The 26,487-nt window shown below is 40.6% G+C and carries 29 protein-coding genes and 1 pseudogene; 6 read left to right on the top strand and 24 right to left on the bottom strand.

The window, feature by feature from the left end:
* The first annotated feature begins 56 nt into the window (after nt 1-56).
* Nucleotides 57-398 (top strand): winged helix-turn-helix transcriptional regulator, encoded by a 342-nt coding sequence (locus tag SB660_RS16440; RefSeq protein WP_180310740.1) that lies wholly within the window; start codon nt 57-59, stop codon nt 396-398.
* A gap of 61 nt (nt 399-459) precedes the next feature.
* Here SB660_RS16440 and SB660_RS16435 read toward each other — a convergent pair whose 3' ends face one another.
* From SB660_RS16435 to SB660_RS16410, 6 genes are all read right to left on the bottom strand, one after another.
* Complete coding sequence (locus SB660_RS16435; protein WP_410583355.1) at nt 460-699, bottom strand: hypothetical protein; 240 nt, start codon at nt 697-699, stop codon at nt 460-462.
* A 191-nt stretch (nt 700-890) separates the two neighbouring features.
* Complete coding sequence (locus tag SB660_RS16430; protein WP_410583354.1) at nt 891-1,994, bottom strand: threonine synthase; 1,104 nt, start codon at nt 1,992-1,994, stop codon at nt 891-893.
* Between the two features lie 72 nt (nt 1,995-2,066).
* A complete protein-coding gene (locus SB660_RS16425; protein WP_180310737.1) occupies nt 2,067-2,441 on the bottom strand; it encodes a RidA family protein in 375 nt (124 codons plus the stop codon).
* Between the two features lie 12 nt (nt 2,442-2,453).
* Nucleotides 2,454-3,104: a helix-turn-helix transcriptional regulator gene (locus tag SB660_RS16420; RefSeq protein WP_410583351.1), complete on the bottom strand. Its 651-nt coding sequence runs from the start codon at nt 3,102-3,104 to the stop codon at nt 2,454-2,456.
* Between the two features lie 168 nt (nt 3,105-3,272).
* Nucleotides 3,273-3,953, bottom strand: a complete 681-nt coding sequence (locus SB660_RS16415) for a TetR/AcrR family transcriptional regulator (protein ID WP_180310735.1) — start codon at nt 3,951-3,953, stop codon at nt 3,273-3,275.
* 42 nt (nt 3,954-3,995) lie between these two features.
* A complete protein-coding gene (locus SB660_RS16410; RefSeq protein ID WP_410583349.1) occupies nt 3,996-5,165 on the bottom strand; it encodes an FAD-dependent oxidoreductase in 1,170 nt (389 codons plus the stop codon).
* A 219-nt stretch (nt 5,166-5,384) separates the two neighbouring features.
* On the opposite strand from SB660_RS16410, the gene SB660_RS16405 reads away from it, so the two are divergent.
* Nucleotides 5,385-5,573, top strand: a complete 189-nt coding sequence (locus tag SB660_RS16405) for a hypothetical protein (protein WP_410583347.1) — start codon at nt 5,385-5,387, stop codon at nt 5,571-5,573.
* 70 nt (nt 5,574-5,643) lie between these two features.
* Here the strand turns inward: SB660_RS16405 and SB660_RS16400 are convergent, their stop codons facing one another.
* The 3 genes from SB660_RS16400 to SB660_RS16390 all read right to left on the bottom strand — a co-directional run bounded on the left by SB660_RS16400 (nt 5,644) and on the right by SB660_RS16390 (nt 7,137).
* Nucleotides 5,644-5,991, bottom strand: a complete 348-nt coding sequence (locus SB660_RS16400) for a DoxX family protein (protein WP_180310732.1) — start codon at nt 5,989-5,991, stop codon at nt 5,644-5,646.
* A gap of 78 nt (nt 5,992-6,069) precedes the next feature.
* Nucleotides 6,070-6,495, bottom strand: a complete 426-nt coding sequence (locus tag SB660_RS16395; protein WP_180310731.1) for a MarR family winged helix-turn-helix transcriptional regulator — start codon at nt 6,493-6,495, stop codon at nt 6,070-6,072.
* Between the two features lie 72 nt (nt 6,496-6,567).
* Entirely contained in the window at nt 6,568-7,137 is a 570-nt protein-coding gene (locus SB660_RS16390) for a TetR/AcrR family transcriptional regulator (RefSeq protein ID WP_410583345.1), read from the bottom strand.
* Between the two features lie 181 nt (nt 7,138-7,318).
* Here SB660_RS16390 and SB660_RS16385 point away from each other — a divergent pair, with 181 nt between their 5' ends.
* Nucleotides 7,319-8,242, top strand: a complete 924-nt coding sequence (locus tag SB660_RS16385; RefSeq protein WP_268498336.1) for a DsbA family protein — start codon at nt 7,319-7,321, stop codon at nt 8,240-8,242.
* Between the two features lie 11 nt (nt 8,243-8,253).
* Nucleotides 8,254-8,565, top strand: a complete 312-nt coding sequence (locus tag SB660_RS16380) for a monooxygenase (protein WP_061408004.1) — start codon at nt 8,254-8,256, stop codon at nt 8,563-8,565.
* Between the two features lie 115 nt (nt 8,566-8,680).
* Here SB660_RS16380 and SB660_RS16375 read toward each other — a convergent pair whose 3' ends face one another.
* Entirely contained in the window at nt 8,681-9,826 is a 1,146-nt protein-coding gene (locus SB660_RS16375; RefSeq protein WP_410583343.1) for an alpha/beta hydrolase, read from the bottom strand.
* A 168-nt stretch (nt 9,827-9,994) separates the two neighbouring features.
* Between SB660_RS16375 and SB660_RS16370 the strand changes: the two genes are divergently transcribed.
* A complete protein-coding gene (locus tag SB660_RS16370) occupies nt 9,995-10,762 on the top strand; it encodes a pentapeptide repeat-containing protein (protein WP_410583342.1) in 768 nt (255 codons plus the stop codon).
* 43 nt (nt 10,763-10,805) lie between these two features.
* On the opposite strand, the pseudogene SB660_RS16365 reads toward SB660_RS16370, so the two are convergent.
* From SB660_RS16365 to SB660_RS16350, 4 genes and pseudogenes are all read right to left on the bottom strand, one after another.
* Nucleotides 10,806-11,048 (bottom strand): annotated as a pseudogene (locus SB660_RS16365) (cytidine/deoxycytidylate deaminase family protein); the annotation flags it as partial.
* Between the two features lie 57 nt (nt 11,049-11,105).
* Entirely contained in the window at nt 11,106-11,354 is a 249-nt protein-coding gene (locus SB660_RS16360; RefSeq protein WP_257474658.1) for a YbeF family protein, read from the bottom strand.
* A 221-nt stretch (nt 11,355-11,575) separates the two neighbouring features.
* Nucleotides 11,576-12,502, bottom strand: coding sequence for an alpha/beta hydrolase fold domain-containing protein (locus tag SB660_RS16355; RefSeq protein ID WP_410583340.1), 927 nt, complete (start codon nt 12,500-12,502; stop codon nt 11,576-11,578).
* Between the two features lie 14 nt (nt 12,503-12,516).
* Nucleotides 12,517-12,930, bottom strand: coding sequence for a MerR family transcriptional regulator (locus SB660_RS16350; RefSeq protein WP_410583338.1), 414 nt, complete (start codon nt 12,928-12,930; stop codon nt 12,517-12,519).
* 343 nt (nt 12,931-13,273) lie between these two features.
* Between SB660_RS16350 and SB660_RS16345 the strand changes: the two genes are divergently transcribed.
* Nucleotides 13,274-13,582, top strand: coding sequence for a magnetosome magnetite crystal formation protein family (locus tag SB660_RS16345; RefSeq protein WP_058015632.1), 309 nt, complete (start codon nt 13,274-13,276; stop codon nt 13,580-13,582).
* A gap of 53 nt (nt 13,583-13,635) precedes the next feature.
* Here SB660_RS16345 and SB660_RS16340 read toward each other — a convergent pair whose 3' ends face one another.
* From SB660_RS16340 to SB660_RS16295, 10 genes are all read right to left on the bottom strand, one after another.
* Nucleotides 13,636-15,039, bottom strand: a complete 1,404-nt coding sequence (locus SB660_RS16340; protein WP_410583336.1) for a HAMP domain-containing sensor histidine kinase — start codon at nt 15,037-15,039, stop codon at nt 13,636-13,638.
* A 2-nt stretch (nt 15,040-15,041) separates the two neighbouring features.
* Nucleotides 15,042-15,749 carry a response regulator transcription factor gene (locus tag SB660_RS16335; protein ID WP_061408016.1) on the bottom strand — a complete coding sequence of 236 codons (708 nt, stop codon included), beginning with the start codon at nt 15,747-15,749 and terminating at the stop codon, nt 15,042-15,044.
* A gap of 130 nt (nt 15,750-15,879) precedes the next feature.
* Nucleotides 15,880-17,145: a glucuronoarabinoxylan endo-1,4-beta-xylanase XynC gene (xynC, locus tag SB660_RS16330; RefSeq protein ID WP_339165784.1), complete on the bottom strand. Its 1,266-nt coding sequence runs from the start codon at nt 17,143-17,145 to the stop codon at nt 15,880-15,882.
* Between the two features lie 31 nt (nt 17,146-17,176).
* Nucleotides 17,177-18,712 (bottom strand): glycoside hydrolase family 43 protein, encoded by a 1,536-nt coding sequence (locus tag SB660_RS16325; RefSeq protein WP_339165765.1) that lies wholly within the window; start codon nt 18,710-18,712, stop codon nt 17,177-17,179.
* Between the two features lie 222 nt (nt 18,713-18,934).
* Nucleotides 18,935-20,395, bottom strand: coding sequence for a CoA-acylating methylmalonate-semialdehyde dehydrogenase (locus tag SB660_RS16320; RefSeq protein ID WP_339165766.1), 1,461 nt, complete (start codon nt 20,393-20,395; stop codon nt 18,935-18,937).
* Between the two features lie 345 nt (nt 20,396-20,740).
* Nucleotides 20,741-22,072 (bottom strand): alpha-glucosidase/alpha-galactosidase, encoded by a 1,332-nt coding sequence (gene melA, locus SB660_RS16315; RefSeq protein ID WP_169056611.1) that lies wholly within the window; start codon nt 22,070-22,072, stop codon nt 20,741-20,743.
* A 34-nt stretch (nt 22,073-22,106) separates the two neighbouring features.
* Nucleotides 22,107-22,937, bottom strand: coding sequence for a carbohydrate ABC transporter permease (locus SB660_RS16310; RefSeq protein ID WP_268498350.1), 831 nt, complete (start codon nt 22,935-22,937; stop codon nt 22,107-22,109).
* On the bottom strand, nt 22,937-23,869 hold the full coding sequence (locus SB660_RS16305; RefSeq protein ID WP_061408030.1) for a carbohydrate ABC transporter permease: 933 nt from the start codon (nt 23,867-23,869) through the stop codon (nt 22,937-22,939). The genes SB660_RS16310 and SB660_RS16305 overlap by 1 nt, the downstream gene beginning before the upstream one ends.
* Before the next feature lie 30 nt (nt 23,870-23,899).
* Nucleotides 23,900-25,156 carry an ABC transporter substrate-binding protein gene (locus SB660_RS16300; protein WP_339165767.1) on the bottom strand — a complete coding sequence of 419 codons (1,257 nt, stop codon included), beginning with the start codon at nt 25,154-25,156 and terminating at the stop codon, nt 23,900-23,902.
* 218 nt (nt 25,157-25,374) lie between these two features.
* Nucleotides 25,375-26,415 (bottom strand): LacI family DNA-binding transcriptional regulator, encoded by a 1,041-nt coding sequence (locus tag SB660_RS16295; protein ID WP_410583332.1) that lies wholly within the window; start codon nt 26,413-26,415, stop codon nt 25,375-25,377.
* Nucleotides 26,416-26,487 lie beyond the last annotated feature (72 nt).

Genomic DNA, 26,487 nt, shown 5'->3' with positions numbered 1-26,487 from the left:
TACTACAAGTACGGTAATCAAAGTGTGATACTAACCCAAAGGAGAGTGTAAAATGAATGAGGGAGTCCTTCCAGACGAAAGCTGAGCTAAAAGATACTGGTTTTGGGTATACATTATCATTAATTGGCGGGAAATATAAAATGCCGGTTCTGTATGCTTTATATACTAACGGTGCTCCTGTTCGCTATAATCAGCTGAAACGTATGCTCGGAACAATTTCGTTTAAAACATTAACCAACACACTAAAAGAACTTGAAGCGGATCACTTAATTCATCGTAAAGAATATCCTCAAGTGCCTCCAAAAGTAGAATATAGTTTATCTGAAAAGGGATTATCACTGATGCCTGTATTAGATGAGATATGTTATTGGGGAGAGGAACAAATGAAAAATAATTAGGTAGACTGGAAAGAAAGCTACTACGGTTTAAACATGCTTTCTAAAGTAGCTTTCTTTCATCTTATATCAATCCCATTGGCTCATTTTGTTGATGTGCTAACTCCATTCCTTCTGCCAGATAGAGAGCGTTCTTCTTATCTATATCATCATCAGGCCAATTGTGAATCAGTTGACGCAATCTAACTGCAACGGTCTTACAAACATCTGGCATTAAGTAACTATCAGAATCCGAAAGATTCAGCAAAGGAATGATGTCATCTGTAAAGTTTTCAAATGGTATGTCCCCGCCAAAACCCTCCATATCATCTAAAATCATGGAAGTCGGTGTAAGACCAATGTGCTTCGCAATGAGTAAAACCCAATCCCACGAATCATTCCTCCGTTTTCAAATTGTGATGGTCAATGTTTTCAACATTCGCAAATATTACTCCTGATTGATCATATAATAGGTCAGCGAGGCACGCAACGCTCTATTCTACCAGAGTCCTAAGGTTATTTTGATTTAATTCCTGCCCCGCAAAGAGGTATGACAATGGTTTCTTCTGGTTCCTTTTGATATTTCATGTAGCCAGCCAAATTGACTGCAGATGTCACTTCGACATAAAATCCTTTCTCACTCAGTGTAGAGCGTGCATGTAAGATCTCATCTTCTTCAATATCAATAAACGTACCATTGGTATCTAGTACAGCTTCTAAAATTTGTTTGGAGCGTGCTGGAGCAGCAATGGCAATCCCTTCTGCTAAGGTCCCTTTATTCGTCACAGGTGATGCTGATTCCTCTTCATTTTGATATGCTTTCACAAGAGGTGCGCAGTTTTTCGCTTGTATGGCAACGATTTTCGGTATTTTATGAATGAAACCATTTTCAAATAACTCTTTAAATCCATAATACGCACCTAGGAGGAGAGTACCGTTTCCAACCGGAATGATTAAAGCATCAGGTGCTCCTTTTAGCTGCTCATAGATTTCATAGGCGTATGTTTTAGTCCCTTCAAAAAAGTAAGGATTATAGACATGGCTTGCATAAAACACGTTTTCATTGTCTACTGCCTTTTGTGCCGCAGCTGCAATGTCCTCTCGCGTCCCGTGAATTTCTTTAATCGTTGCACCATGTGCTTTTATTTGAGCGACCTTTTTAGGTGAAGTGTCATCGCTTAGATAGATGTCACAGGCAATCTCGCAGCGTGCTGCATAAGCTGCAATCGCCGTTCCTGCATTCCCGCTACTATCAGCAATCACCTTTGATACCCCTAATTCTTTAGCCTTTGTCATTAGAACAGCCGCTCCTCGGTCTTTAAAGGATAATGTCGGCATCATGTAATCAACTTTGACATAAGTGTTTGGCTCATTAGGATCTAGAACGATTAAAGGGGATTGACCCTCCCCCATTGTCACAGTTTCCCACGTCTTAGAACCTTTTGAAAATGGCATGGTTTCAACATAACGCCATAATGAATTTGGATAGTGATCCCAAGCTGCGATATCTATTTTCGGGGTATCTTTCACCAAATTTAATACTCCGCCACAATCACATTTCCATATAGTTGGTGTCATCTCATATTTGTTCCCGCAATGGTTACAAATCAATTGATTCATCAATCATCCACCCCTTCGAATATTTTTTTATACGAAATATAATTTTTTATATAGAGTAGGCAAAAAAATATCTTAAATATATGCAATGGCATCCATTTCAATTTTGAAACCAAAATGTAATTCATTTGTTGGTACAATAGTACGTGCTGGTTTATGTTCACCGAAAAATTCAGTATAAACAGCATCGACTTTGTCCCATAAATGAATATCTGAAATGTATAATGTCATGCGCAAAATGTTCTCTTTTTTACTACCAGCAGCTTCTACAATCATCTCTACATTTTTTAGCGCTTGTAATGTCTCTTTTTCAATGGGGCCGAATTCTTTTTCTCTCGTTTCGGGATTGATGGCAAATTGCCCTGAAACATAGACCGTGTTTTGATGAATGGTTGCAAATGCATAGTGCCCGTTTGTTTTTAGATTTCCTACCTCGAGTATGCTTTCCATTTTTGACACTCCTTACCTTGATTTATTTTTGATTTCATCCAAATAGCTATAGACGGTTACTTTGGAAATGCCTAACATAGATGCGACCTTCTCAACAGATCCTTTCATTAAAAAAATGCCCTTTTCATCCATGAATTTCATTAGTTCAATTTTTTCATGACGTTTCATGACTGGATGAACACTGTTTTGAATGATCTGTTGAATCAACTGATCTACTATTTCTTCCACATTTTCAAGATCATCATTTGATGTTGTTTCTTTCTCATGAGCTTCCACTTGTGTAGTAAGAAAAGTATCCATAAATTGCTGCATTTGATTCAGTGCTTCAACATCAAAGTTGATACAGAAAGCACCGATCACTTTTTGCTTTGAATCACGTATTAATGAAGTCGAAGAACGAATCGTACGTTTATCTTCTGTTACAAATGTATAACCAGCAAGATAATCTTCTTTAAAATCTTCTGATTGTAATACTGTCTTTACTAAATGATCAAATGATTGACCGATTTCTCTTCCTGTCACATGGTTATTTATTGTAAACATGACAGATGCTTGAGGGTTCGTTAAATCATGAATCACCACTTCACAATTTGGTCCAAACATTTTTGCAGTAGATTTTGCTAAAGGAATATAACTTTCTAATAACTTTTTAATATGTTCCATGCCTAAGCACCTCATTTTTTTATTCCACTAGATTATATAATTTTTTATATATAAAAACAATATATAGATTTATTTATATATGTATCGTGATGCTCACAAGATCAAAATGTGAAAAAAACATATAAAAAAAGCAGCCATTCATTGACTGCTTTTTGCTTGTGCTCCTTTCTAATTGATTTCTTTCTGGATTCCATACAAAATGACGTCAATTCCCCATCGGAACCGTTCCATTGAAACGGTATCACCTGCAAACATTTCTTCTTTTACACGATGAATGAAAGGAAAACGCGTTTTGTCTGCTTCATCAAATGTTTTTTTAATGTCTGAAATCTGCGAAGAGCCTTGTTTCTTCCAAGATACCTTTTCGTAAGCTACGGAAGATACGTATAAGAGCAATAGGTCTACTCCCCATGCTGCAGATGTAGATTTGATCCCGCCTTCATGCAATGCAGCGAGAATATGTTCGGTCAACTGAAGAAAGTTCGTTCCTTGTGGAATGGTGGAAAGAGAAATTTCAGCGAGACCAGGTTTTTCGAATAGCAGTAGGAAATAAGTATGCAATATGTCAAATAACTGTTCTTTCCATGTGCCATTCTCTGCATTTGGATAAACCATTTGGCCGAGACCATAATCCAATACGTAAGCACTGAGTTCTTGAAAATTGTTCACGTAGACATACAAGGATGCAGGTCCCGTATCCAATGCTTTAGCCACCTTACGCATACTCATGCCCTCTATCCCTTGCTCCTTAAGAAGCTCATAGGCCGTTTTCACAATCAGCTCACGGCTTAAGGGTTCTTTAGCCGGCCGAGACCGGCGACTTATAATACGACGATTTGAATTGTTCATACTCTCTTTATAACATGTCAAAGTAAAATAGTAAATTGAGCATCAATCACCGTTTTCTTGAAAAGAATTCATCATATCTGCAAGCTTGACCGCAGCGTCTTTTGAAAAACACAGCTTTAAACTATTCTCCGATTCACGAGCCTTTTCCGATGAATATTCGTACATCATGTCTTCGTATTCTTCAATAGCTTTTTCAATATGATGAGGATGTCGGACAATAGCAAGTGCCAGCTCCCTTGCATCAAACATCGCCATGTTGACACCCTCGCCTGCGAATGGCGACATGACGTGAGCTGCATCACCGATAAGCGTTACTCCTTTATGACGATTCCATTTAAAACCGGTAGGAAGCGTATAAATCCGTCTTGGAATGATGGCATCTTCTGCATAACGAATATAATTTTTCAGCTGATCACCCCAATCACTAAATAACTCTAATAATTGTTCTTTTGCTTCTTTCGCTTGATGAAACGGTATACCACAAGTCTCGATCCAGTTGCGTTCGACCATAAGGCTTGCATACACTTTGATTCGTCCATCTCCGTTTAATTGACCAATCAGCCCTTTGTGGTCTGCTAAAGCAAACATCTTACCACGTTTATTAAATTCAGCTAAATCAGGGTGGTTCTCCTCTACGCTTAAGACATTCAGTTCCAGCATCGTGAGCCCAGAGTATTCAATCTCAATATCTGTTAACAGAGGACGCACACGAGAGAAAGCACCATCAGCCCCAATCAAAAGGTCAACTGTCTCGACAACCCCGTTTTCAAAATGAAGCTCCGTCATGCCGCTTTCTAATGAAACACATCTTTCTAATTTGTATCCATATTTGATGTTTTCAGCATCAATTTGATCCAGCAGCAGTTCGCACAACACACCACGATCAATTTCTGGACGAGTGCCTTTTTGACCTGATTCCGTTTCTTCATCTAAATAAATTTTTCCTGATTTATCAAGTAATCGGAAATCTTCTCCTTCATAACGGGCATTTCTTTGAAATTTCTCATAAACTCCTGCTTCTTTTAAGGCTTTTTGACCTGTTTCTTCGTGAATATCCAGTGAGCCTCCTCGTTCAAGACTCTTGTCATAAATCTCCCGTTCATAGATGGTTGTTTGTATACCGTAATTTTGCAGAATTAAGGCGAGTGTTAGTCCCCCAGGTCCTCCTCCAATGATAGCGATTTGCTTTTGATCCTTAGATAATGCCGTCATCGTATGCATCTCCTCTTCCTTTATGGAAATTGTTTAAAACTACATCTTATTTGTATTATAACGAACATCGTTCGTAAAGAACAGTGTTCGTTTAAAATTGTTTGTTTCACGATTGTGTTTTAATGAAAAGAAACCAATCGCCCGCCATCATGTGATACACTCCATCTAGGAATCTTAAAGGTTTCCATTGTTCACACTCTGAGTGTAAGAGGTGTTTCTATGAATAAATTATTGGCAATGTTGATATTAGGATTGGGCTTTAGTGGTGCCGCGCTTATTCTTTCTGTCCCTTTGTTATTCAAAGCCAAACCAGAACAAGCTGAGTTGTTATTTGCTGCTGGATCAGCGGGCGCTTTCGTAGTATTTGCTGTCTCATGCTTAGTTCTTCGAAGACGATTCAATTGCTAAAAAACCTAAACAACATCCATCATTGGACCAATGGAGATTTGTTTAGGTTTGTGACTTACCTTGATATCAATTAAAGAAAGTGGTATAGGCTGACCCCAATACTAAGAGCGAATAAAACAAGTGCAGGAATTGCTTTTTTAAAGGGGTCTCTGGCCAATACGATCAGAGTAAATGCAGCTGCCAGCATCGTGCCTCCTAACAATAAGCCTGATAATAATGCTAATGTTGGCATCCAAATGCCGGCGAGCATTCCAGCAGCGCCTATTAGCTCAAGAGCCCCCGTTAAAACATTGAAAAATGCAGGTAAACCAAATCGTTTGAACTCTTCTGCCATTTTTCCAGATATGATTTTCGTTCCTGTGAGGAAAAAGAAAACGCCCAATACAATTTGTAAAATAAGAATGAAAATAGTGATCACATCTTTCTAAAAAGTGATTTTTATATGTCATAGCATATATCGTATAAAAATAGAGGATGTTCCTACCTTTCAGATTTATCAAGATGGATAGTCTGAATGGAATAATTTGTTTAAAAGTAATTTTAATTGTTGAACCTCTTCATCGCTTAATTGATTTGTCACAGTTCGATGTGCATCCATGACGACAGGAAGAATCGCTTTTTTGATCTCGTCCCCTTTTTCTGTTAAAAACAAGTGATGCGAGCGCCGGTCTTGTTCATTAAAGATTTTTTTGACAAGCCCTTTTCGTTCCATTGACTGGATCATTCTTACGACAGTGGTTTGATTTTTATCAATGCCTTCTGCCAATTCTTTTTGAGTTGTCCCTTTTTCATGGCTAAGAATACTAATAATACCCCACTGTTCTGGTGTAACTCCGTACGGCTTTAACCTATTCGTAAAATAATTCGTCATTTTCACATCAGTGCGATGAACGAGATAACCTATTAAATCGTGTAACTTCATGTAAACACCCTCTAACTATTTTATATGCTATAGCATTTATATTAGTGGAGCGGTGAAACATTGTCAAATTGTCTACCTGTTATGCTTAAAATCAATACCTGACATGATATACGGCAATGCTGATTTAATAAATTTTTCTGAAGAAATGTGCGAACTATTCTTTCTCCACTCAACAGAAGCTCCGTGAATCCCCCAGCTTAAAAAAACAGCCGTGACCTTCAACACTTGTTTTTCGACATTTGTATATTGATTCACTAACAATTGATAAAAAATAATTTCAAGCTGTTCTCGAACAATTGGAGCAAGTTCAGTTTCATATTCTACTTGGCACCGGTTATGAAGAGATTGTTGGAAACTGGCTAGCGCTTTAAAAATATTCATCATTGAATCTTCATCTAGTTTACTATTGTTAAAATTGATACTTTCTAAATTAATTGACAATACTTCTGAGAGTGTTTTATCTAATAAATCGTATTTATCCTCAAAATGATAATAAAACGTGGCTCGGTTAATCATGGCTTCTGCTGTCAAATCTTTCACCGTAATATCCTTAAATTCCTTTTTCGATGAAAGCTTTATGAAAGACTCCATGATTAATTTGCGCGTTCTTAATACACGCGGATCTGTCTTTGGCTGCGTCATCTTCTTCCCCCCTTCTTTTTAAACACATGCTTGAATCTGTCGGATAAACAACAAATTGAAGAAATTATTGGTATTGATCTCACTCATTCTGTCTTAAGATTCAATTGTAAAGCAAATGATGACTTGATTCAAACAACTGATCAGGACACATTTTTTCCTGAAAAATTGAGGAGGAAACAACTTGAAAAACAATGACATGTTTTGTGATTTAGAAACTGGTGTATGCGGTGTAGGTGAAGAAGATATTCAGGTCATTGACTTTCACCAACCTAAAAAAAACATTACGCTCTACTATGTAACAGATCCGATTTGTTCTCATTGCTGGGCAATTGAACCTGTCCTGCGCCGTTTTAAAGAGGAATATGGACATTATTTTCATTTTCAGACTGTGTTAGGTGGACTGCTAGAGAAATGGCATGATGGTCCAATTGATCCTGCAAACGGAATTTATAAGCCGGCTGATGTTGCGGGTCACTGGAGAGAAGTCGGAGAACATTCTCGCATGCCAATAGATGGGTCCTTAATGATTGACAATCCTGTTCAATCCTCCTACCCATCCTCTCGTGTGTTCAAAGTGATTCAAAAACATCACGGTGATGAACAAGCCTATACGTTTTTACGCCGTGCAAGAGAAGCGCTATTTGCATTCAATCAAAATATATCGGATATCGCGGTTTTGATTGATATCGTTAACAACCTTGGACTGAACGGAGATGTGATTTTACATGAAGCGGAGCTCCCTAGCGGACAAGACTTATTAAATCAAGATTTTGCTCTTGTTCGAGACCTCGGTGCAAGAGGTTTTCCGACCCTCATCCTCGTCAACGAAGAAAATAAAGGAGTTAAAATCACGGGTGGTCGACCATTAGACGTCTATATTGATGGATTAAAGCAAGCTTTAAACACAGAAGAGCTTCAACCGAAGAAGCTCCCCGTGGTTTCTGCCTTACTCGAAAAAGAAAAATGTCTATTCTCTAAAGAGATTGAAGTGATGTACGATGTTGATCAATCGGATGTGCGGTCTTTTATGGAGAAAGAACTTTCACAAGTACCGTTTCATATGAAAGAAGCTCTAGGAGAACAGTATTTCACAACTTCAACATAAGGAGAATGGAGATGGCTTACGTATTACAAGTGGATTTTAAGATGAATGGCCCTTTCGGAGATGAATTGGCAAAAGAGTTTTCTGATTTAGCGAGAAGTATTAATGAAGAGGATGGGTTCATATGGAAGATATGGACGGAGAATCCTGAGAAAAATGAGGCTGGCGGAATTTATTTATTTGAAACAAAAGAAGAAGCTCAAACATATCTCGATATGCATTCTAAAAGAATCACTAGCTTTGGCATAACAGACATCAATGCGAAAATCTTTGACATAAATTCTGAGCTGACTCATATCACAAAAGGTCCATTAAAAACGCATTAAGATTAACACACGAAAAAAGAGCGGTTGTTGACTGCTCTTTTTTCTTATGAATGAAGTAAGATATTCAACTTTAAACCGATTCATTAAAAGGTTATGATCAGCAGTTTCCCCTAGCTCACTTGCTGCTTGTTTTTTTAATTAATTCTACACCATCATATGATAGGGTTTCTACATGTGTAGCCTTTTGCAGGATATAATGATCAAAAAAGGTCTTCGTATAGTCCGTCACAAGATTTCGCATCTCTAATGCCTCCCTCGTGCCTCTGAGCTCTTCATCTACACCGCTAAACACGATGTCACAGTAATCTAAATGTGCAGCACCATCAACAGAGAAATAATAGGTTTCCATGCTGTTGTTAGCTCCAATGATTGCATTCATATCATAATTCGGTTCAGAAAACAGCAGCAAAAAAGGTTTGTTGAGGTCGCTGTCGAGAAGGCCGAATGCACCACTATCTAAGCCAACCCCGCAGACAAACCGGTCGTCATCCCGGCAAACAATAGCCGCTGTAGGTCCGCCATAAGAATGTCCGGCGATGCCCATGCCGGTGCCGAGCAGCAGTCTGTTATGAAAGATGGACTTCGATTCTCCAGAGTCTAGTTTGTGAAGATAATCGGCTGCGTACTTTACATCTTCAGCCTGTTGTTCACTATATCTTGTTAACTCGTTAATGATTGGCAAGGAAAGGACGTTACGGCACATCTCAATAGCCGTTTCATCGTCAGAACGCATCTTCATCTTACCAGCTAGCGTCATCATCTCTGGATCTTCAGAAAACGCCATAATGACACCCGAAAAATCCTTTGATACATTCAACAGCTGCCCATCTTTGCGTTTGTACATGGTGCTGTTCTGATGACCGATACTGACGACAACATATCCCATGCTTGCTAGGTCTGAGCAGAGTACGGTCCCCCATTCTGGTGAACCGCCCCCGCCGCAAACATAAAATAGTACTGGATAGCGCTCTTTCTTCCGAGAAAGAGCCACATCGTCATAACAATGCGTTTTCATATCGATAGAGAAGAAGTTTATTTTCTTCAAATACTCAGTGACAAGCGGCTGGTCATGAAGCATTTCGTAGACTTCAGGAAACATGTACGTAGATGGAGTCTTTCCTTCGCTGCTATCAGATGGATAGTACATAAATGCGGTCAGTTCTCTTTTCGAGTGATCTGATGCCGTATACTCAAAATCCATTTGGATCCGGCCGGCTATATAGCTACCGATTGGTTTTGGGAATGTGTCATACCTTTTCATTCTTTTATGCCCCTTTCATCTTGAAAATGGATATCTGTTCTTTGCTGGGTGAGTATCGTTTTGTGATATAATCTTGAGTCAAAAACAAGTGCTAAGAGAAATGAAATGAACTTGCTGAATGGAATTTTTGATTGTGAAACATTCTGAAGAAATGATAGGGTGATAGCGATGAGAAGACTTGAGTCTGGTATATCAATAGACAACGAAATGTTTTCTGATGTTGCCAGGTATGAAAACGAAACAATCAGTAGAACGACAATCATCAACTCAAATGTTCGTTCTCCTATATTTTGGAGCTGTCACCTGCATCATCTTGTATTTGATACGTGTGATCTCACGAATGCGAGATTTTTTGCTGGTAGTACGATTGATGATTGTACTTTTAGTCGTTCAGACTTGCGCTCTGTGGGTATTGGTAAAAACGAAGCTGTCTTCACCAATTGTGTGTTTTCTTCTTGTGATATGAGAGGAATGACATTGGAGAATGCTATGTTTATCGATTGTACTTTCTCTAAATGTAGATTCAATGACCGCGTTTTACAGGCAGCGAATATCGTCAATTGTACCTTTGTTGGTAAGCTAATAGATATAACGTTTGAGGGAAATGGCAAACAAAAGCTGATCGCCAATTTTGAAAACTGCACCCTTGACGGTGTTCGTTTTATAGGCTGTAACCTAGCGGCATGTATTCCGCCAGCATCCAAAAACCATTTGTATGTTGAAAATGTATCTTCACGTGTGAAAAAGGCTTTGGAGAAGATAGATGATGATCCTACTCTTTCTGACGATGATCGTAAAATACTAGTGCGCAGTCTGCGCAAGCTTGAACCAATGGAACAGTATATGTTTAACACGAAACATATGGAGAAAATACATGGGGCTGCTTTTGTTGAGCGATTTTTCAGTCATCTTGGATGGAGCAAGGATTACATTTAACGTTTGCTGCATCCCTTTTCCTACTTTATCTTTATGTGGTACATCAGCTTCGAGTATATTTGAGCGGAATTAGTTCTTCAATTTTCACCGTGACCAGCTCCCCATCCATCTCAAGTATGACAAAACATGCTGGTCCGAAGTCTGAAATGAGCTCCCGGCAGATGCCGCAAGGGCTTACTACCCTAATTCTTCTATCGTCTTCATCTGAATAAGGGTGTCTCACTGCAACAATTGTATCAAAATCCTTATATCCATTCGATAAAGCGCTACCAATCACAATGGCTTCTGGATAGATCTAAAGTTTTCATGGAAACTAAAAATTATGTTTACATATCTCATCTTCTTATCTATTTTTATAGCGATGAATCATATAGCAGATCATTTTTGTGATGACAGAGGTACACATGCATAGAAAAGTCATAGCGATCACCCAATACATATTCGATATGTCAAACCCCGTATAGGCCAAGATAAAAACGGTTGAAGCTGCAAAGGTGATTATTAGAACGATGTAGACCCGCTTAAAGATGATATAGCCTACAATCCCCCATATTAAAAATAACAAAGGCAATGTAAATAAGATCAGAGCCATAGGTTGAAGAAAAGAAACACTCATCATTCACTCTCCTTTACTAACCAGCCATTTGTTTCATCCCAATGAAAAAGCGAACAATCATTATAATAATGGGGAATACACTCATTGTAAACAAAAATTGGAATTTAAGGAAGTGGAATCTGTAGTGAATGGACATTGTGATTGTATTTAAAAAGACTGCTTAAAAGGAAGCAGTCTTTTTGGTGTGAACGGAATCCCTAACGATTGATCACCTGAATGATTTTCTCCTGAGCATCTTGTGCCTCAGGGATTGGCATGACAACAAACACATGCAGCATTTCAGGATAAACAAAGGTTTTGATGTCAATTCCTTGTTCTGTTAGGTTTTCATCGAGCTTTATGGCATCTGGATATAACATATCATGTGTTCCAATGAAATGAGTAATCTTCGCAAGTCCTTTGAAGTCACCGTAAATGGGACTAATCAATGGGTCAGTTACATGTTGATCAGCTGTCCAAATCTTTGCAATGACTTCCATTCCTTCATGACCTAGAATCGGGTCCTTTTTTGCATATTCAAACATGAGAGGATTGCTTAAGCTCATGTCGACACATGCAGATAATAAAATAATATCCTTCGGCTGCGGCAGATTCTCCTTCATTAAAAGGTGCGCTAGACCAAGTGAGATGTTTCCACCAGCTGAATCTCCCATGATCGTCATTTGATTGGCACTTCCGGCAGTTTTCAGAAGGTCTTTATATAGGTTAAGTATTTTCGGATACGTATCCTGATGGCTATAATGAGGCACTTTTGGGTAAATAGGAGCGACCACTTTCGCACCTAGTGATTGCGCCATTTTATCCATGAACCACCAGTGGACATTCAAAGGCTGATTTGTCCATGCACCGCCATGTAGATAGAGAATGACTTTTTGGTTTTGTGATGCTTGTTCATTTAATGTGAAAACTTGCATGCCTTCGAATGTTTGCTCTTGTACCTCACTCATTAACTTCACATCATCTCCAATGGCATAAGGCTGCGTATTTTCAATTCCTTTTTGCTCAAGAAATTTTTTTGTGTGTTCGATACTAGAAAAACTCTCTTTATTACTTTGCGAAGCGAATAATGTTTCAAATTGAATACTTTCTTCAGAACGCTCACCATGATAAATTTCTACACTCATTTTTTTCTCTCCTTTCACTCAAATGATGATTGATCATCCTCATTTGGTACACGAAATGATTCCAGGTAGACTTGTACTTTTTTTTCAGGGGTCTTTAATAAGTTAGATAAAAGGTCTTGAATGAGACGAAGGCTTTTAATTTTCTTATCAATTTCTTCATGTTTAAGATGGACAATTTCTCTTAGTGTATCAAGTTCTATGTCTTGACTTAGCATGTCCATAATTTCAGCTATTTCCTTTAATGAATAACCCAGCGTTTTCGCATCTTTGATCAATTGAATCTTCACAACATAGTCTTCTGTGTAGAATCTGTAACCGTTTGAACGTCGTCTTGGAGTAGGTAATATGTTGTGCTCTTCATAGTAACGAATTGCGGCAGGACTTACTCCTGTTTTTTTGGCAAGTTCTCCTCTAGTCATCAACTCCATCGTTACTCCTTTTTTATTATTTTGTCTTACTATATGTACATTATAAAGGTTGAACTATACTTCAAGGTCAAGGTGAAACATTCATTTTATGTTAGGGAAAAAATGATGAAGCCACAGGATCAGAGAGATGAACAAAGTCAACGTTTTTTTCTAATAGATTAAATTGAAATACCTTGTTTGTATTTTATTTTTCATTGATCATTCTACTGTTTAACATTTTTAAGGTTGCTGTAAGGTTCGGATTAATACAAGTTAAGGTTGAGGTTGTACAATGGGCTTGTAAGGAAGTGAGGGATGAGTCAAATGGTCCTCTCTTCTAAATCAATCATAGAGGTGAAAAGTTTTGAGAGAAAATAAAATTTTGTCTTCATTATGTTACTTCAGTATCTTTTTTGCACCGTTTCTGTTTCCGATTATCGTCTACTTCTTAGGAAAGGATGAAGTAAAGTATCATGCGAAAAAGTCACTATGGACGCATGTTATTCCTTATTTGATTTTCGGTATTGGGATTGCCGGTTCAGGTTTACTTGGCATGAACGATATCAGTCATGCTGGTCCGTTCTTAATTGCAACGTATGCTGTGACATTCCTTGTGGCGATCTACTTCTTCATTTGGAACATTGTGAAAGGCATTAAAGTGTTTTCAGAATAATAGATGGAAAAACGGTTCTGTGATGAAGCAGAACCGTTTCTTTGTATGTCCGTTCAAGCGGGTAATTGGATATCAATCGTTGTTCCTTCCCCTATCATACTTTGTATCGTAATATCTCCGCCGTGTTTTTGGATGATATCTTTTGCAATCGCCATTCCAAGACCAGAGCCTGCATGTGTCCCTCCTGTATTCGTCCCTCGATAGTAGCGGTCAAACACTTTTTCTAGCTCTGCCTTTTCAATTCCTTTGCCGCTGTCTTGAATTGTGATGTGGGTATGTTCTTTTTGTTCAAGGTGTACAATGATTTTCACATCAGCATCATTGTGAAGAAGGGCATTTAAAATGAGATTGGTGACCGCTCTTCGTATGAGGATCGTATCAATATTCAGCATAAGGTTGTCTACATTCGTTTGCAGCTCAATGGTTTGATCTGCATATCTAGAATCGTTGAGGATATCAATTAACGTTTCACGCAGCAATGGCACAATGTTCACCAGCTCTTTATGCAGCATCACATCGTTATTTTTCAGCCTTGTGGTTAAATTTAGATCCTCCATGACATCTTTGATGTACAGTGATTTATTCTCTATGATGCTGGCATAATGTTTGATGTCTTGATCTGAAAGAGGATAATTCGGATCTTTCATGATTTCTGCATAGCCTTGAATAGAGGATAATGGTGTTTTAATATCATGAGAAATATGACTGATCCACTCTTCCCGCATTTGCTCTAATTTGTCTTTTTCTTTTTGACTTGAAGCGAGCTGCTCTGATAAGTGATTGACATTATAGAAAACATCTTTATATATACCCTTAGTTGGCAGCTTTGTCGTATAATCTCCGTTTGCGAGCCGCTGGATGCCATAAATGGCACGACCGAGCGGTTTGATGAGCTGACGGCTGAATAAGTATCCAATGAATAAGGCAATGATGGCATCAATCGATAATAAAATCATCGTCCCGATATTGAATTGCGCTATTAAGTCTTTCGTATCAAAAGAAAATAAATATTTTCCGATGGAAGGGTCCTTAAATCCGATAAAGTAGCTGTATTCCTTGCCCTTTCCATTTTTCCCCCCAGCATAGATCGTCGACATCAATTGCTTATCTTTATATTTATGTAAGTTTACGATTTCTATAGGTGTGTATTTGCTTTTTAAGCCTTTAGGTGCTTGTGCATGATAAACATCTTGTCCATTTTCGTCTAATATTTGAATCCATGCATTTTGTTGTTTTAAGGCTTGCTGTCCTTCTTTACTCACAGTGATATCTTGATCGGACAAGGTGATGTATTGTTCAAATGTTCTTGTGAAGGTTTCGGGCGTATTTTCTTCGTTTTGCTGGCTGCTTGCTTGTAGTATAAGCCAAATCATGAATCCAAATAAGTTAATAAAGACCGTGATAATGGTCACGATAATGACAGAGACCATATATCTGCCTGTTAATCGCCATTTCATCTTTATGCATCCTTTACAACAAATTTATAGCCAAGTCCTTTAACCGTCACGAGAAATTCTGGTGTAGATGGGGAATTTTCTATTTTCTCTCGAAGTCTTCGTATATGAACCATCACCGTATTATCAGAACCGAAGAAATCCTCTCCCCAAACCGTTTGATAAAGCGTTTCTTTACTGATCACGCGATTCGGGTGCTGCAAAAAATAGGTCATCAACATAAGTTCTTTCGGAGTGAGCTCAATCGCCGCTCCGTTTTTCGTCAGTTCCGCTTGCTGCTCGTTTAACTCAAATGGCCCTTTTTTGATGATGGGATCTGGTTGAGAAGGCTGTAAGTATGACGACCGTCTAAGCTGGGCTTTTACCCGATAGGCGACTTCTTTTGGACTGAACGGCTTTGTAATATAATCATCACCGCCAATGGCAAGTCCTACAATTTTGTCTGATTCCTCTCCCTTTGCTGATAAAAAGATAATCGGAACATGCGAGACGTCTCTGATTTGTTTGCAAATATCGTAGCCTTCACCGTCTGGCAGCATAATATCCAGTATGACGAGATCGGGTTGTTCTTGGTGGAATTGCGAGAGCCCATCACGGGCAGTTGAAGCTGTTATCACCCGATCAATGCCTTCTCTTGTTAATACGGTATGGATTAATTCTAAGATTTCTTTTTCGTCATCTATAATCAAGACTTTGCTTTGAAGTTTTGGCATTATGATCACTCTCCTGAAGTCATTGTTATTATTATACCCAAAGTGGAGACGTCGTGAAAAATCAACTTTCTATTTACACAGAAAAAAGCCAATTTTCTTTTTTAATGAGAAAATTGGCTTTTGTTGTTTTTTAGCGTTTGACCACAAATGTTGTCACACTTTGAGCTGGGAGATGTGCCCAAAATTGATTTCCTGATATGTTTAAGTCAGTTCCAGGCTGAAGGTTACTGTTGCTGCTCGTGATCCATCTTGACGCTTGTGAAGCAGTTCCGTTTTGAATAACAAAATGTTGATTGACTCCTGCATTGTTTTTGTTAATCGCGACAATGACGACCTGATTGTTTCCTTTATAGGCTGAGACGAAAACATTCGGTTCAGGGCTTTTCGTTGCATCAATTCTGACGAACCCTGGACGCACAAACTTGGAGAAATGCGCCATGTTGTATCCACGCTTGCTAATCATTCCATCTTCTTTCATAGGACCGTATGATCTGCGGATGTACCACCATACATACGCTTGAAAGTCCCCTTCCACCATTGAATGGTGAATATGCTCTGATACCCCTAATGCCTCTGGCCAGCGGTCTGCTGAATTGTTATCACTATTCGGGTAGTAGACCTCTGTCATCCACAGCTCTTTTCCCCCTCCTTTTTGTTTGAAAAGAGGATACGGAAGCTGGCTGATTTGGGTTCCGTACAAATGGGCACCGAGAATGTCCATATTACTAAGCGCCTGCGGATCGTTTAAGATAGGATCTGAGATATTTTTAAGGTATTGAAAAGATTCTGGTGCAATCACACGTGCATTAATGGAGCCAGCATTTTCTCTCATGAATCGCAGGATTTCCTGAGGTGTCCACCATGTCCATTCATGTGCATAATCAGGCTCGTTCTGTACAGAAATGGCATAGAGATTGACGCCGTTATTTTTCATGAATGTCACAAAATCATTCAAATGCTGAGCATATGCGGCGTATTGATTGTATCTCAGCCGCTTTGCAGACGCACCATTACGGTTGAAAGTCTCTACCATATGGCTTGGAGGATTCCAAGGCGAAGCGATCACCAAAGCGCCGTGCTCTATCGCTCTTTTGGCGGTGGCGACTTCTCTCTGCCAATTATTTCTGTTCTCGTCTACATAAATCCGTAAAATGGAGAATCCTAACTGATTCTGTCCATTGCCAAAGGCGGTATCCCTTTGAGGGCCGGTCAAATCACCAATCCAAGCCGGGTGGTTCATTCCGCCAAAGCCGCGGATCACTTGTCTTTCCGCATTGACATTAATATTCGCATCTGCCGCTGACACCTCAGTTACCCCAGGCCCTAAAAATATGACAGACAACATAGTGAAGCAGACCAATACAGTGCAAATTGGTTTTTTGATTATGGACATCAAATTTTCCCACTCTCCCATCAACCAGTTTTGTTTACCTTTGAGTAAACTGCCAGGAATCAAATTGGAATAGGCTGGAACCATTTCCTTTGAAGACAAAAAATACATTGTGTACTCCCGTTGCCCCGTTGACTGCTGTTTCTATTTCTCGCCAGTTTCCACCTGTGGAAGGGACATTGAGTGTTCCGGCAATTCTGCCGTCTGGACTGCCAAGACGTACTTCAATTTGTCCGCCTGAAGCGGCTGCTACATTGGCTTTAAAGGTTCTGGCACCCATCGATCCGAAATCGACATTACTGACAGCCACCCAATCGCCGTTTTGAATATTTGTGACATGCTGATTATTGACTGGCCCACCAGGTGCTGAGGAGGCCTCTGTTAAAATGCGTCCATTCCAAGCGAACGTTTCAGCTTCTACCCGCTGATAAGGATTTAGGTTGGAAAGCTGTTTAACGCCTTCAAAATTGGCTGCAACCTCTCGAAGGGAGCCGTCAGCATTATGCACAAGCTTATTAATGTGCGGAGATCTGTAGCCTTTCCCTGCTCCGTATAAGGCAGAGCTCACCGTTTGTGTGTGATACACGACATACCACTCGTTTTTAAAATTAAACACAGCATGATGGTTGTTACCGCCGCCACCGAAAAATGAACCCGGATTTTTCAAGAAGTGTCCTTTATACGTAAAGGGACCCATAGGACTTGAGCTCGTCATATAACCGATCTCGCCTGGTGGTTTATCTGCTGGGTGGGAGCCTCCAAAATTGATGCAATAGGAATAGTAATAGGTACCGTTATACTTATGCATTCCCGAATCTTCAAACATAAAAGGGGCATCAATGGTTGATGCACTGCCGACCACACTTGTCATGTCAGGCCCTAGCTTCAGAACTCTTGCTGTTTTAGGATTGGCCCATTGTCCCTGCGTTGGATTTGAACCGCCTGGAACGCCTCCTCCGGCATATAAATAACCGGTCCCGTCATCATCTACAAATACGGCTGGATCAAACAGCCATACAACACCAGCCATCCCTGGTGTATTTGGCGTGACGAGCGCTTTTCCGATAGGATCTCTCCAAGGACCAATCGGGCTGTCCGCTGTCAAGACGCCAATCCCTCCGCCGCTGTTAGCAAAATAGAGGAAAAATTTATCCTTCCCATTGATCTTCTTCACCGCAGCGGCTGGAGCCCAAGAAGCGCCTGCCCATTTGGCAATTCCTTTCCCGCCATTCGCCCCATTGGCACCTGCTACTGGAATCGCTCCGTGATCTGTCCAGTTCACCATATCCGCGGAAGAGATGACAAAAACCCTATTCAAATTTGCAAAAGAATTGTCCTTAATCGTTCCATTGCTGTGATACTCATAGTCATCGCTCGACATATAAATGTACACTCTTCCGTTATAGGTGAGCGCAAACGGATCCGCCCCCAGGTGATGGTCTATGAGCGGATTTGCATTTCCTACTCGTTTTGCAATGGGGGTACTTGCTGCACTCGCATCATATACAGGTATACAGCTTAGTACCAAAGCAAGAATCAATAAACCTAAACCGCACTTCATCCTCTTTCTCATCGTGTCATTTTCCTCCTGTTTTCATCTTCCTAATATTGGGGTTTACGCCCAATTTCAAATTATGTTGATAGACGCTGATGAAGAATGAATACAAAGGATGATTTCTTGGGCGAATCGCTGCTAAAACAACGATGAAAACCCTTACTTTTTGACTAGGAGACAACAAAAAAATGCAGTTCTCCTTTTAGAACTGCATTTTCTTAGCTTATTCATGATTGTTGATCATATATAACGCGCGGTCACCATTTTTTTTCTTGTATAAAACTCCACCCCGTCTGTTCCATTGGCGTGCAAGTCCCCGTAGAAAGAATCCTTCCAGCCGGAAAACGGGAAAAATGCCATTGGTGCGGGAACACCGATATTGACGCCGAGCATCCCTGCTTCGATGTTTTCGCGGAATTCTCTGATGCTTGATGCACTGTCTGTGTACAGGCAGGCACCGTTTGCAAATTTTGATTGATTGGACAGGTCGATCGCTTCTGTCAGTGAAGAGACACGAACAATTGATAAGACTGGGGCGAAAATCTCGTCCTGCCAAATTTTCATTTGATTTGTCACATGGTCAAAGATCGTTGGTCCAACGAAATACCCTTTTCCATTTGTTTCGTGATCTTTTCTGCCATCTCGAATGAGACTTGCGCCTTCTTCAATCCCTGACTGAATGTATTGAAGCGTTCGCTCCTTATGTTCCTCTCGAATGACTGGACCAAGAAAGACCTCTTCATTTATTCCGTTTCCAATGACGAGCTCGTTCGATTCATCAACTAATTTTTGAATGAGCTCATCTGCCACTTCTTCTTCCACAGCGACAACGGCCGCGGCCATGCAGCGCTCTCCGGCTGATCCAAAGGCAGCACCAATGATTTGTTTCGTTGCCGCGTCTAAATCTGCATCTTTGAGGACAATGGAGTGATTTTTTGCTCCTGCAAGTGCTTGGACACGTTTGCCATGCTCTGTGCCTTTTTTATAGACGTATTCTGCGACTGGTTGAGAGCCGACAAATGAAATGGCTTTGACCTTTTTATGTTCAAGCAGACCATTGACAACATCGTGAGCCCCATTGACAATGTTGAGAACACCTTTTGGAAGACCTGCTTCTTCAAATAGTTCGGCTAAACGTGCGGCAAGAATCGGCGTGCGCTCTGAAGGTTTTAAAACAAACGTATTTCCGCAGGCAATGGCAAGCGGAAACATCCAGCAAGGGACCATCATCGGAAAGTTAAATGGTGTAATCCCCCCGATGACGCCTATTGGATAGCGGTACATGCCAGATTCGAGTCCAGATGCGATATCTGGTAATTGTTTTCCCATCATTAAGGTTGGTGCACCAGCGGCAAATTCGACGCATTCAATTCCTCGCTGCACTTCTCCTTTTGCTTCTGTTATGCTTTTTCCGTTTTCAAGCGTTACGAGTTCAGCCAGCTCATCCCATTTTTCAACGAGTAACTGCTGATATTTAAATAAAATGCGCGCGCGGCGGGGAACGGGTGTTTTTGACCAAGTGGTAAATGCTTCTTGTGCTGCCTGTACCGCACGTTCGACATCTTTTTTTGTTGAAAGCGGCACTTCTGCGATGACCTCGCCAGTAGCTGGGTTATATACTGCCTCTGTTTGACTAGTTTCTGCCTCAATCCATTGTCCGCCAATATAATTTTTCAACATTTGTACATCTGTTTTGGTCATGTTCCCTCTCTCCTTTTTATGAAAAAATGTCATGCTTATAGGATGTGTTTGGTTGTCATTGTCTCATCTAATGGGCGCCCATCTGTATACACTCTTTGTCAAATATTATTGTCGTTTTGGTTTACGTTGTGATAAAAGCTTGCTCTAACGTGTGAAAGGTTGACGCCTATCCCTTTGTTTGTGAGATATGATTCCCGAATGCGATTCATTCATGGTGATTTTTTGGTTAACTTTTGATCAACTTTAGAAAAATCATAATATTAAAAACGCTTTCAGTCAATCCTCTTTTTGCAGCATAAAAAAACCTGATGCGCGTTGCATCAGGTAGAGGCTGGTTTATTTCTGTTAGTTGGTTGATGCGGTATATTGATTCGGTTCTGAAAAATGCGGGAGCATCTCACCATGTGCTTCAATGAGTTCATCGCATAATTTGATGATGTCATCAATCGATAGTTCAGCGCTTGTGTGTGGATCAAGTAATGCCGCTTGATAAATGTGCTCTTTTTTGCCGCTGATTGCTGCTTCAATTGTCATGAGCTGTGAGCTGATATTGGTTCGGTTGAGCCCAGCCAGTTGTTCAGGGATCTCTCCGACATAGCATGGCATGATGCCGCTCCGATCTGCAACACACGGCACTTCGACACACGCTTTTTCAGGCAGGTTGTGAATGAGACCGCCTGTGTTCAGCACATTCCCGGCAAATTTAAAGGGAACGTTCGTTTCAATCGCTTCAATGATACGAGAACCATATTCTTTTGAGCGAGTATGTGTGATCTGTGTATTGCCCACAAGGTCATGCTTCATGGTATTCCAGTTGTTGATTTGCTCCTCGCAGCGTCTCGGGTATTCATCAAGTGGAATATTAAATTGACCGATCAATTCTGGATAGCGCGATTTGATAAAATAAGGGTGGTATTCGGCGTTGTGTTCTGAGGATTCAGTGACATAGTAGCCGAATTTATCCATCAGCTCAAAACGTACCATATCATGATGCCGTGATTTCTGCTTTTCTTTCGCTCTTCTTTTGATGTCTGGGTACAAATCTTTTCCGTCCCGTTTCACTTCTAATAACCACGCCATATGATTGATGCCAGCAATTTTTTCTTCAATGCCTTCATGATCCATTTCAAGTGATTCAAATAGATCCTTTGTACACACTTGCACGCTATGACAAAGACCTACCGTTTGAACCGGTGTATAGCGCAGCATCGCACCTGTCAGTGTGGCCATTGGATTTGTGTAATTTAACAATAAAGCATTTGGGCAAACCTCTTCCATCTCCTTTGCAAAATCAAGCATCACAGGAATTGTTCGGAGGAAGCGGAAGATGCCGCCGATGCCAACCGTATCTGCAATCGTTTGTCTTAACCCATATTTTTTTGGAATCTCAAAATCAATCACGGTGCTTGGCCGGTAGCCTCCAACCTGGATGGCATTGATTACATATTTTGCATCCATTAAGGCTTCCTTTCGGTTGTGATAGGACTTAATGGTCACATGTGCACCGTAGTTCTCTTTTAAATGGCGGAGCATCGTTTCTGATTCTTTCAGCCGCTTATGGTCGATATCATATAAAGCGAATTCAAAACCGCTTAGTGCAGGGACGAACAAACAATCTCCTAATATATTTTTAGCAAATACGGTACTCCCTGCACCGATAAATGTAATTTTAGACATAGACGACTCTCCTTTTAACATCAAATATGTGGAACTACCCTTTGACAGAGCCTTGTGAAAGCCCTGCGATAAAATATTTTTGCAACAGTAAAAACATCGTCACCATTGGCAGCATCGCAATGAGCGCAGCGGCACCAACGAGCTGGAGCTGATGTTGATTTTGACCAAAAAAATGGGATAGGGCGACTGTGAGTGTATGCATCTCTTTATCTTGCAAAAAGAAGATGGCAAATTGATAGTCGTTCCAAATATACACACAGGCAATGATTAAAACAGAAGCGGTAATAGGTTTCAGAAGCGGAAAAACGACGGTGAAAAAAACTCTAAATGTCCCCGCTCCATCAATACGGGCTGCTTCTTCAAGCTCCTTTGGAATGGTCGACCGGATAAAGCCTGCGTATAAGAAAATGGTTAGCGGTAAAAAAGCAGCGACATTATTTAAAATAGCGATTTGATAGGTGTTCATCATCCCGATCTGAACGACCATTTTATAGAGCGGGACAAGGGCTGTGAGTGGTGGAATGACCATAATGGCGATGAATAAAACATAAACTGCTTTATTCAGTTTTGTGTTTCTTCTTGCGAGCGGATAGGCTGCAAGAGAGCCAAGAAAGATAAGGCATACAGCAGAGCTGAACGTAATGATCACGGTATTCAAAAAGGATTGGCCAAGCTGAGCCTCTGTCCATGCCGTGCGAAAGTTTTCAAGATGGAGCACTTTTGGAAACAGCCATTTTGAACTGAAATCTCCTATCCCCTTTAATGATGTCGTCACCAAGATATAAAATGGAATGAGATGAAGCAATGTCACCAAAAGGGCGAGGAAGGAGTACCATCTCTTCTTACGTTTAAAAGCATTTTCCATCACACCTCGGTCTCCTTTCGTTTGAAATACATCAGCGCTGCGACACTAATGACAAGGATGATGACCGCCATGAAAACCCCTTGCGTTGCTGCATAGCCTGCATCCTGACGTTTGAAATACAGATCATACATAAAGGTCGACATTGATTGTGAGGAATCTCCCGGTCCGCCGCCAGTAAGCGCCACAATGACATCAAAGAGCTTGAGCCCGCCAATGACATTCAGCACAACATTAATGGTAATAGACGGTATAAGGAGCGGCAATGTGATTCGCCTGAATTGCTGGAGGCTGGATGCGCCGTCTAATTGTGCGGCTTCATAATAATCCTTAGGAATGCTTTGCAGTCCTGCTAAATAAATGATCATCGCAATCCCGACGAATTGATAGGTGTTGACGAGCACAATGATCCATGTGTTTAATTGCGGATTGCCGAGCGCATTCATTTGATCAAATCCAAAAAGCGCCACCACATCGTTTAAGGCACCGCCTTGGTAAGCAAACACAAAATACCAAATATAGCCCATCGCAATCGGACTAATCATGACAGGTAAATAGACAACTGTTCTTGTGATCGCTCTCATCTTTAAGCTTTGATTTAATAAAAGAGCATATCCTAGTCCAATGATATTTTGTAAGATGGTGCTCCCGATTCCGTATAGAAGCGTATTTTTAACAACAAGCCATGTCGCTGGATCCTGAAGCAGACGTTTATATTGATCAAGCCCAATCCATTCATAAGTTTGTGAAAACCCATTCCAATTCGTAAAGGATAGCTGAATGCCGTTCAAAAAAGGATAAATGATAAAGGTACTGACAACGAGAACAGCAGGCAAGTACATCCACCAAAGGGATGAATTTTGGCTTTTTTTCATTTTCTGCTTCGGTAAAGAGGTGAATGCGGCTGGCTGCTGAGTTTTTGTGATGTCATTCATTGGCTTCACTCCTGTTTCAGCATGCGCCTGCTATTGTTTTTTCAGACGCTTATATTCCTCTTCCATCTTCTTCGATAATTGTTCTGGTGTGATGGAGCCTGCTAATAATTCTTGACCCGATGTTGCCATGACTGCCCACATGCCGCTTGGTAAGTATTTTCGATCGAAATACGGTTCAATCTTCACCTCTTCGTATTGATCGTAAAACGTAGAATAATAGTTTTTTGCTTTTACTTGCTTTAAGGCTGCTTCAGATGAGGTGCCTTCTGCGATTTTTTTCGCATTTTTAGGCTTTGCGAGAAAATCAATGAATTGTTTTGCTTCTTTTAGATGTTTGGAGTCTTTCCATGCAGCGACCGTAAACCGTTCTCCTCCAATCCAGCTTTGTTTATCTCCTTCATGAATAGATGGAACTGGCATCGTGCCGACTTTGATCGATGGATTGAGTTCAGATGCTTCAGGTCCTAAAGAGCCTCCGACAAAGGTGAAGGCTATTTTGTTTTGTGCCATCAGTTCAGGTGCTTGAGATAGTTTTGCTGTGAGGACATCTTTGTTTAAAAGATCTTGATCTTTCAAGTCCTTTATGAACTGTGCAAGCGGTGTATAGAGAGACCAATCAAATGATCCGTTCTCAAGTTCTTTTCCGTAGCGATGGTTTGGACCGGTGATCAATAAAGGTGTGGCGAGTTCATCAAAGACTTGGGCGATATTTGAGTTGTCTCCTCCTGGTATCCAGAGCGGCACAACCTCTCCTTTGCTCTTTTTCTTCACTGTCAGCAAAGCCGATTGGAATTCATCAAGTGTTCTAGGTACCTCAATGTCATAGTCCTTTAATAGATAGGCATTAAAGCTAATCCCGTCTTTTGCTTGATTCAGCGGATATGCGTATACTTTGCCATCTTGATCCTTTAAAATTTGATCGAGTGAAGGATCAAGTTGTTTCACCCAATTCATCTCTTTTAGATCAGCGACATACTCGCTATAGCGAAGTTTGGCCCAGCCGTGTGTGTCAAACAGATCCGGCATATCGTTTGCCCCCATTTTGACACGAATCGTATCTTCATAGCTGTTGCCTGGGAAGTTGGCATCGATTCGAAGATGTGGATGCTCCTTTTCAAACTCACGAATCACTTCTTCAAACGCTTTTCTCTCCCCGCTGTTGCTCATCGTCGAAAAGAGAGTTAAGGTGACCTTTCCGTTTGCTTCAGACGTACCGCTATTGCTGCAAGCAGACAAAAAAATGGTCAAGACAAAGGCCGCAGTGAGCAGCATGATTTTTTTATTCATGGTTTCCTCCTTTTGATCACTGAAAATTCAGACGATAATCGGTAGAATTCATGCAGTTGCGGAAACAAAAGAAGTCCATTATACTGGAATTCTATTCTTTTCAAAGAGATAAGAGAGCATCCAGGTAGGCTGCCTTGTTCTTCGCATGATCTGGCCATCATGCGAAGCAGCTTGCTTTCTGCTTTTTTGTCTCTTTTTTGTTTGCTGAAATCTCGGGTTCACCCCCTTTCATGGATGAGGCATGTGCTGCCTCTTTCGATGAGTTTGGTTGGCACGACGACTTTTAGAGGAAGCTTTCTGCCGTTTATTCTCTCAAGCAAAAGCTTCAAACCGACTTCCCCCATTTCTTCTGTATATACTTTGACGGTTGTAAGTGGCGGGCTTGAAAATGAAGCTGCTTCAATGTCATTAAACCCAACAATGGATACATCTAAAGGAACACGCAGACCGGCTTCATTGAGCGCGCGCATTGCGCCAATCGCCATTGAATCACTTCCGATAAAAAAGGCTTGTGGCAGGTTTCCATTTGTTATGGCTTGCTTCATGAGCGAATAGCCTTCTTGCATGGAGTATTCCCCAATATGGATGTCATCCAGATGAAGACCACCTGCTTCTTGCATTCTCTTCATAAACGTCGTTTGTCTTTCGTCCTCAATCACAGCATTCCCTTCGAAATAATGCTCACGCTCCTTTCCGCCAATATAGCCTAGATGTGTATAGCCAAGTGATTGCAAATGGCGAATTGCTCGATCTGCCGCTCTGACAAAATCAACATGTACACAATCATACAAATCCTCATCCGCATAATGATTGATAAAAACAATGTGTTCCATTCGATTAGTCATTTTTTCAACCGTATCAGGACTGATTCGTCCAATGACGATCAAACCGTCAATATCTTTTAGCATCGCACCTTTATCCATGCTTCTCAGGCGAAAGGTATGAAGGGTAGACAGCCCTTGTTTGGCATATTCTTTTTCAATTCCTTTTCGAATCGATGAAAAAAAGGGATCATTTAATTCTTCGTCAATGGATTGAGCGACTACGATACCGATGACTGGGGATTCAGATGGGCTTTTTTCCTCTGCTTGATCGGCTTTTCTTGCTCTCACGGGGGTATAGTTTAACTTCTTTGCAATGTCGAGGATGTTTTGTCTTGTTGCGTAAGAAACGGCAAGGGTTTGATCGCCATTTAACACACGGGATACAGTAGAAACGGACACTTTTGCATCATGAGCAATATCTTTGAGTGTGGTCATAGGCAAACTCCTCTTGGTTTTTGACTAAATATTTACTAAAGATATTTGAAGAATACCACGTTGATGAAGCGC

It is taken from the genome of Bacillus sp. SIMBA_005 (assembly GCF_046535585.1).
Classification (GTDB): Bacteria; Bacillota; Bacilli; order Bacillales; family Bacillaceae; genus Bacillus; species Bacillus pumilus.
This window is presented reverse-complemented; position numbering and strand designations above follow the sequence as displayed.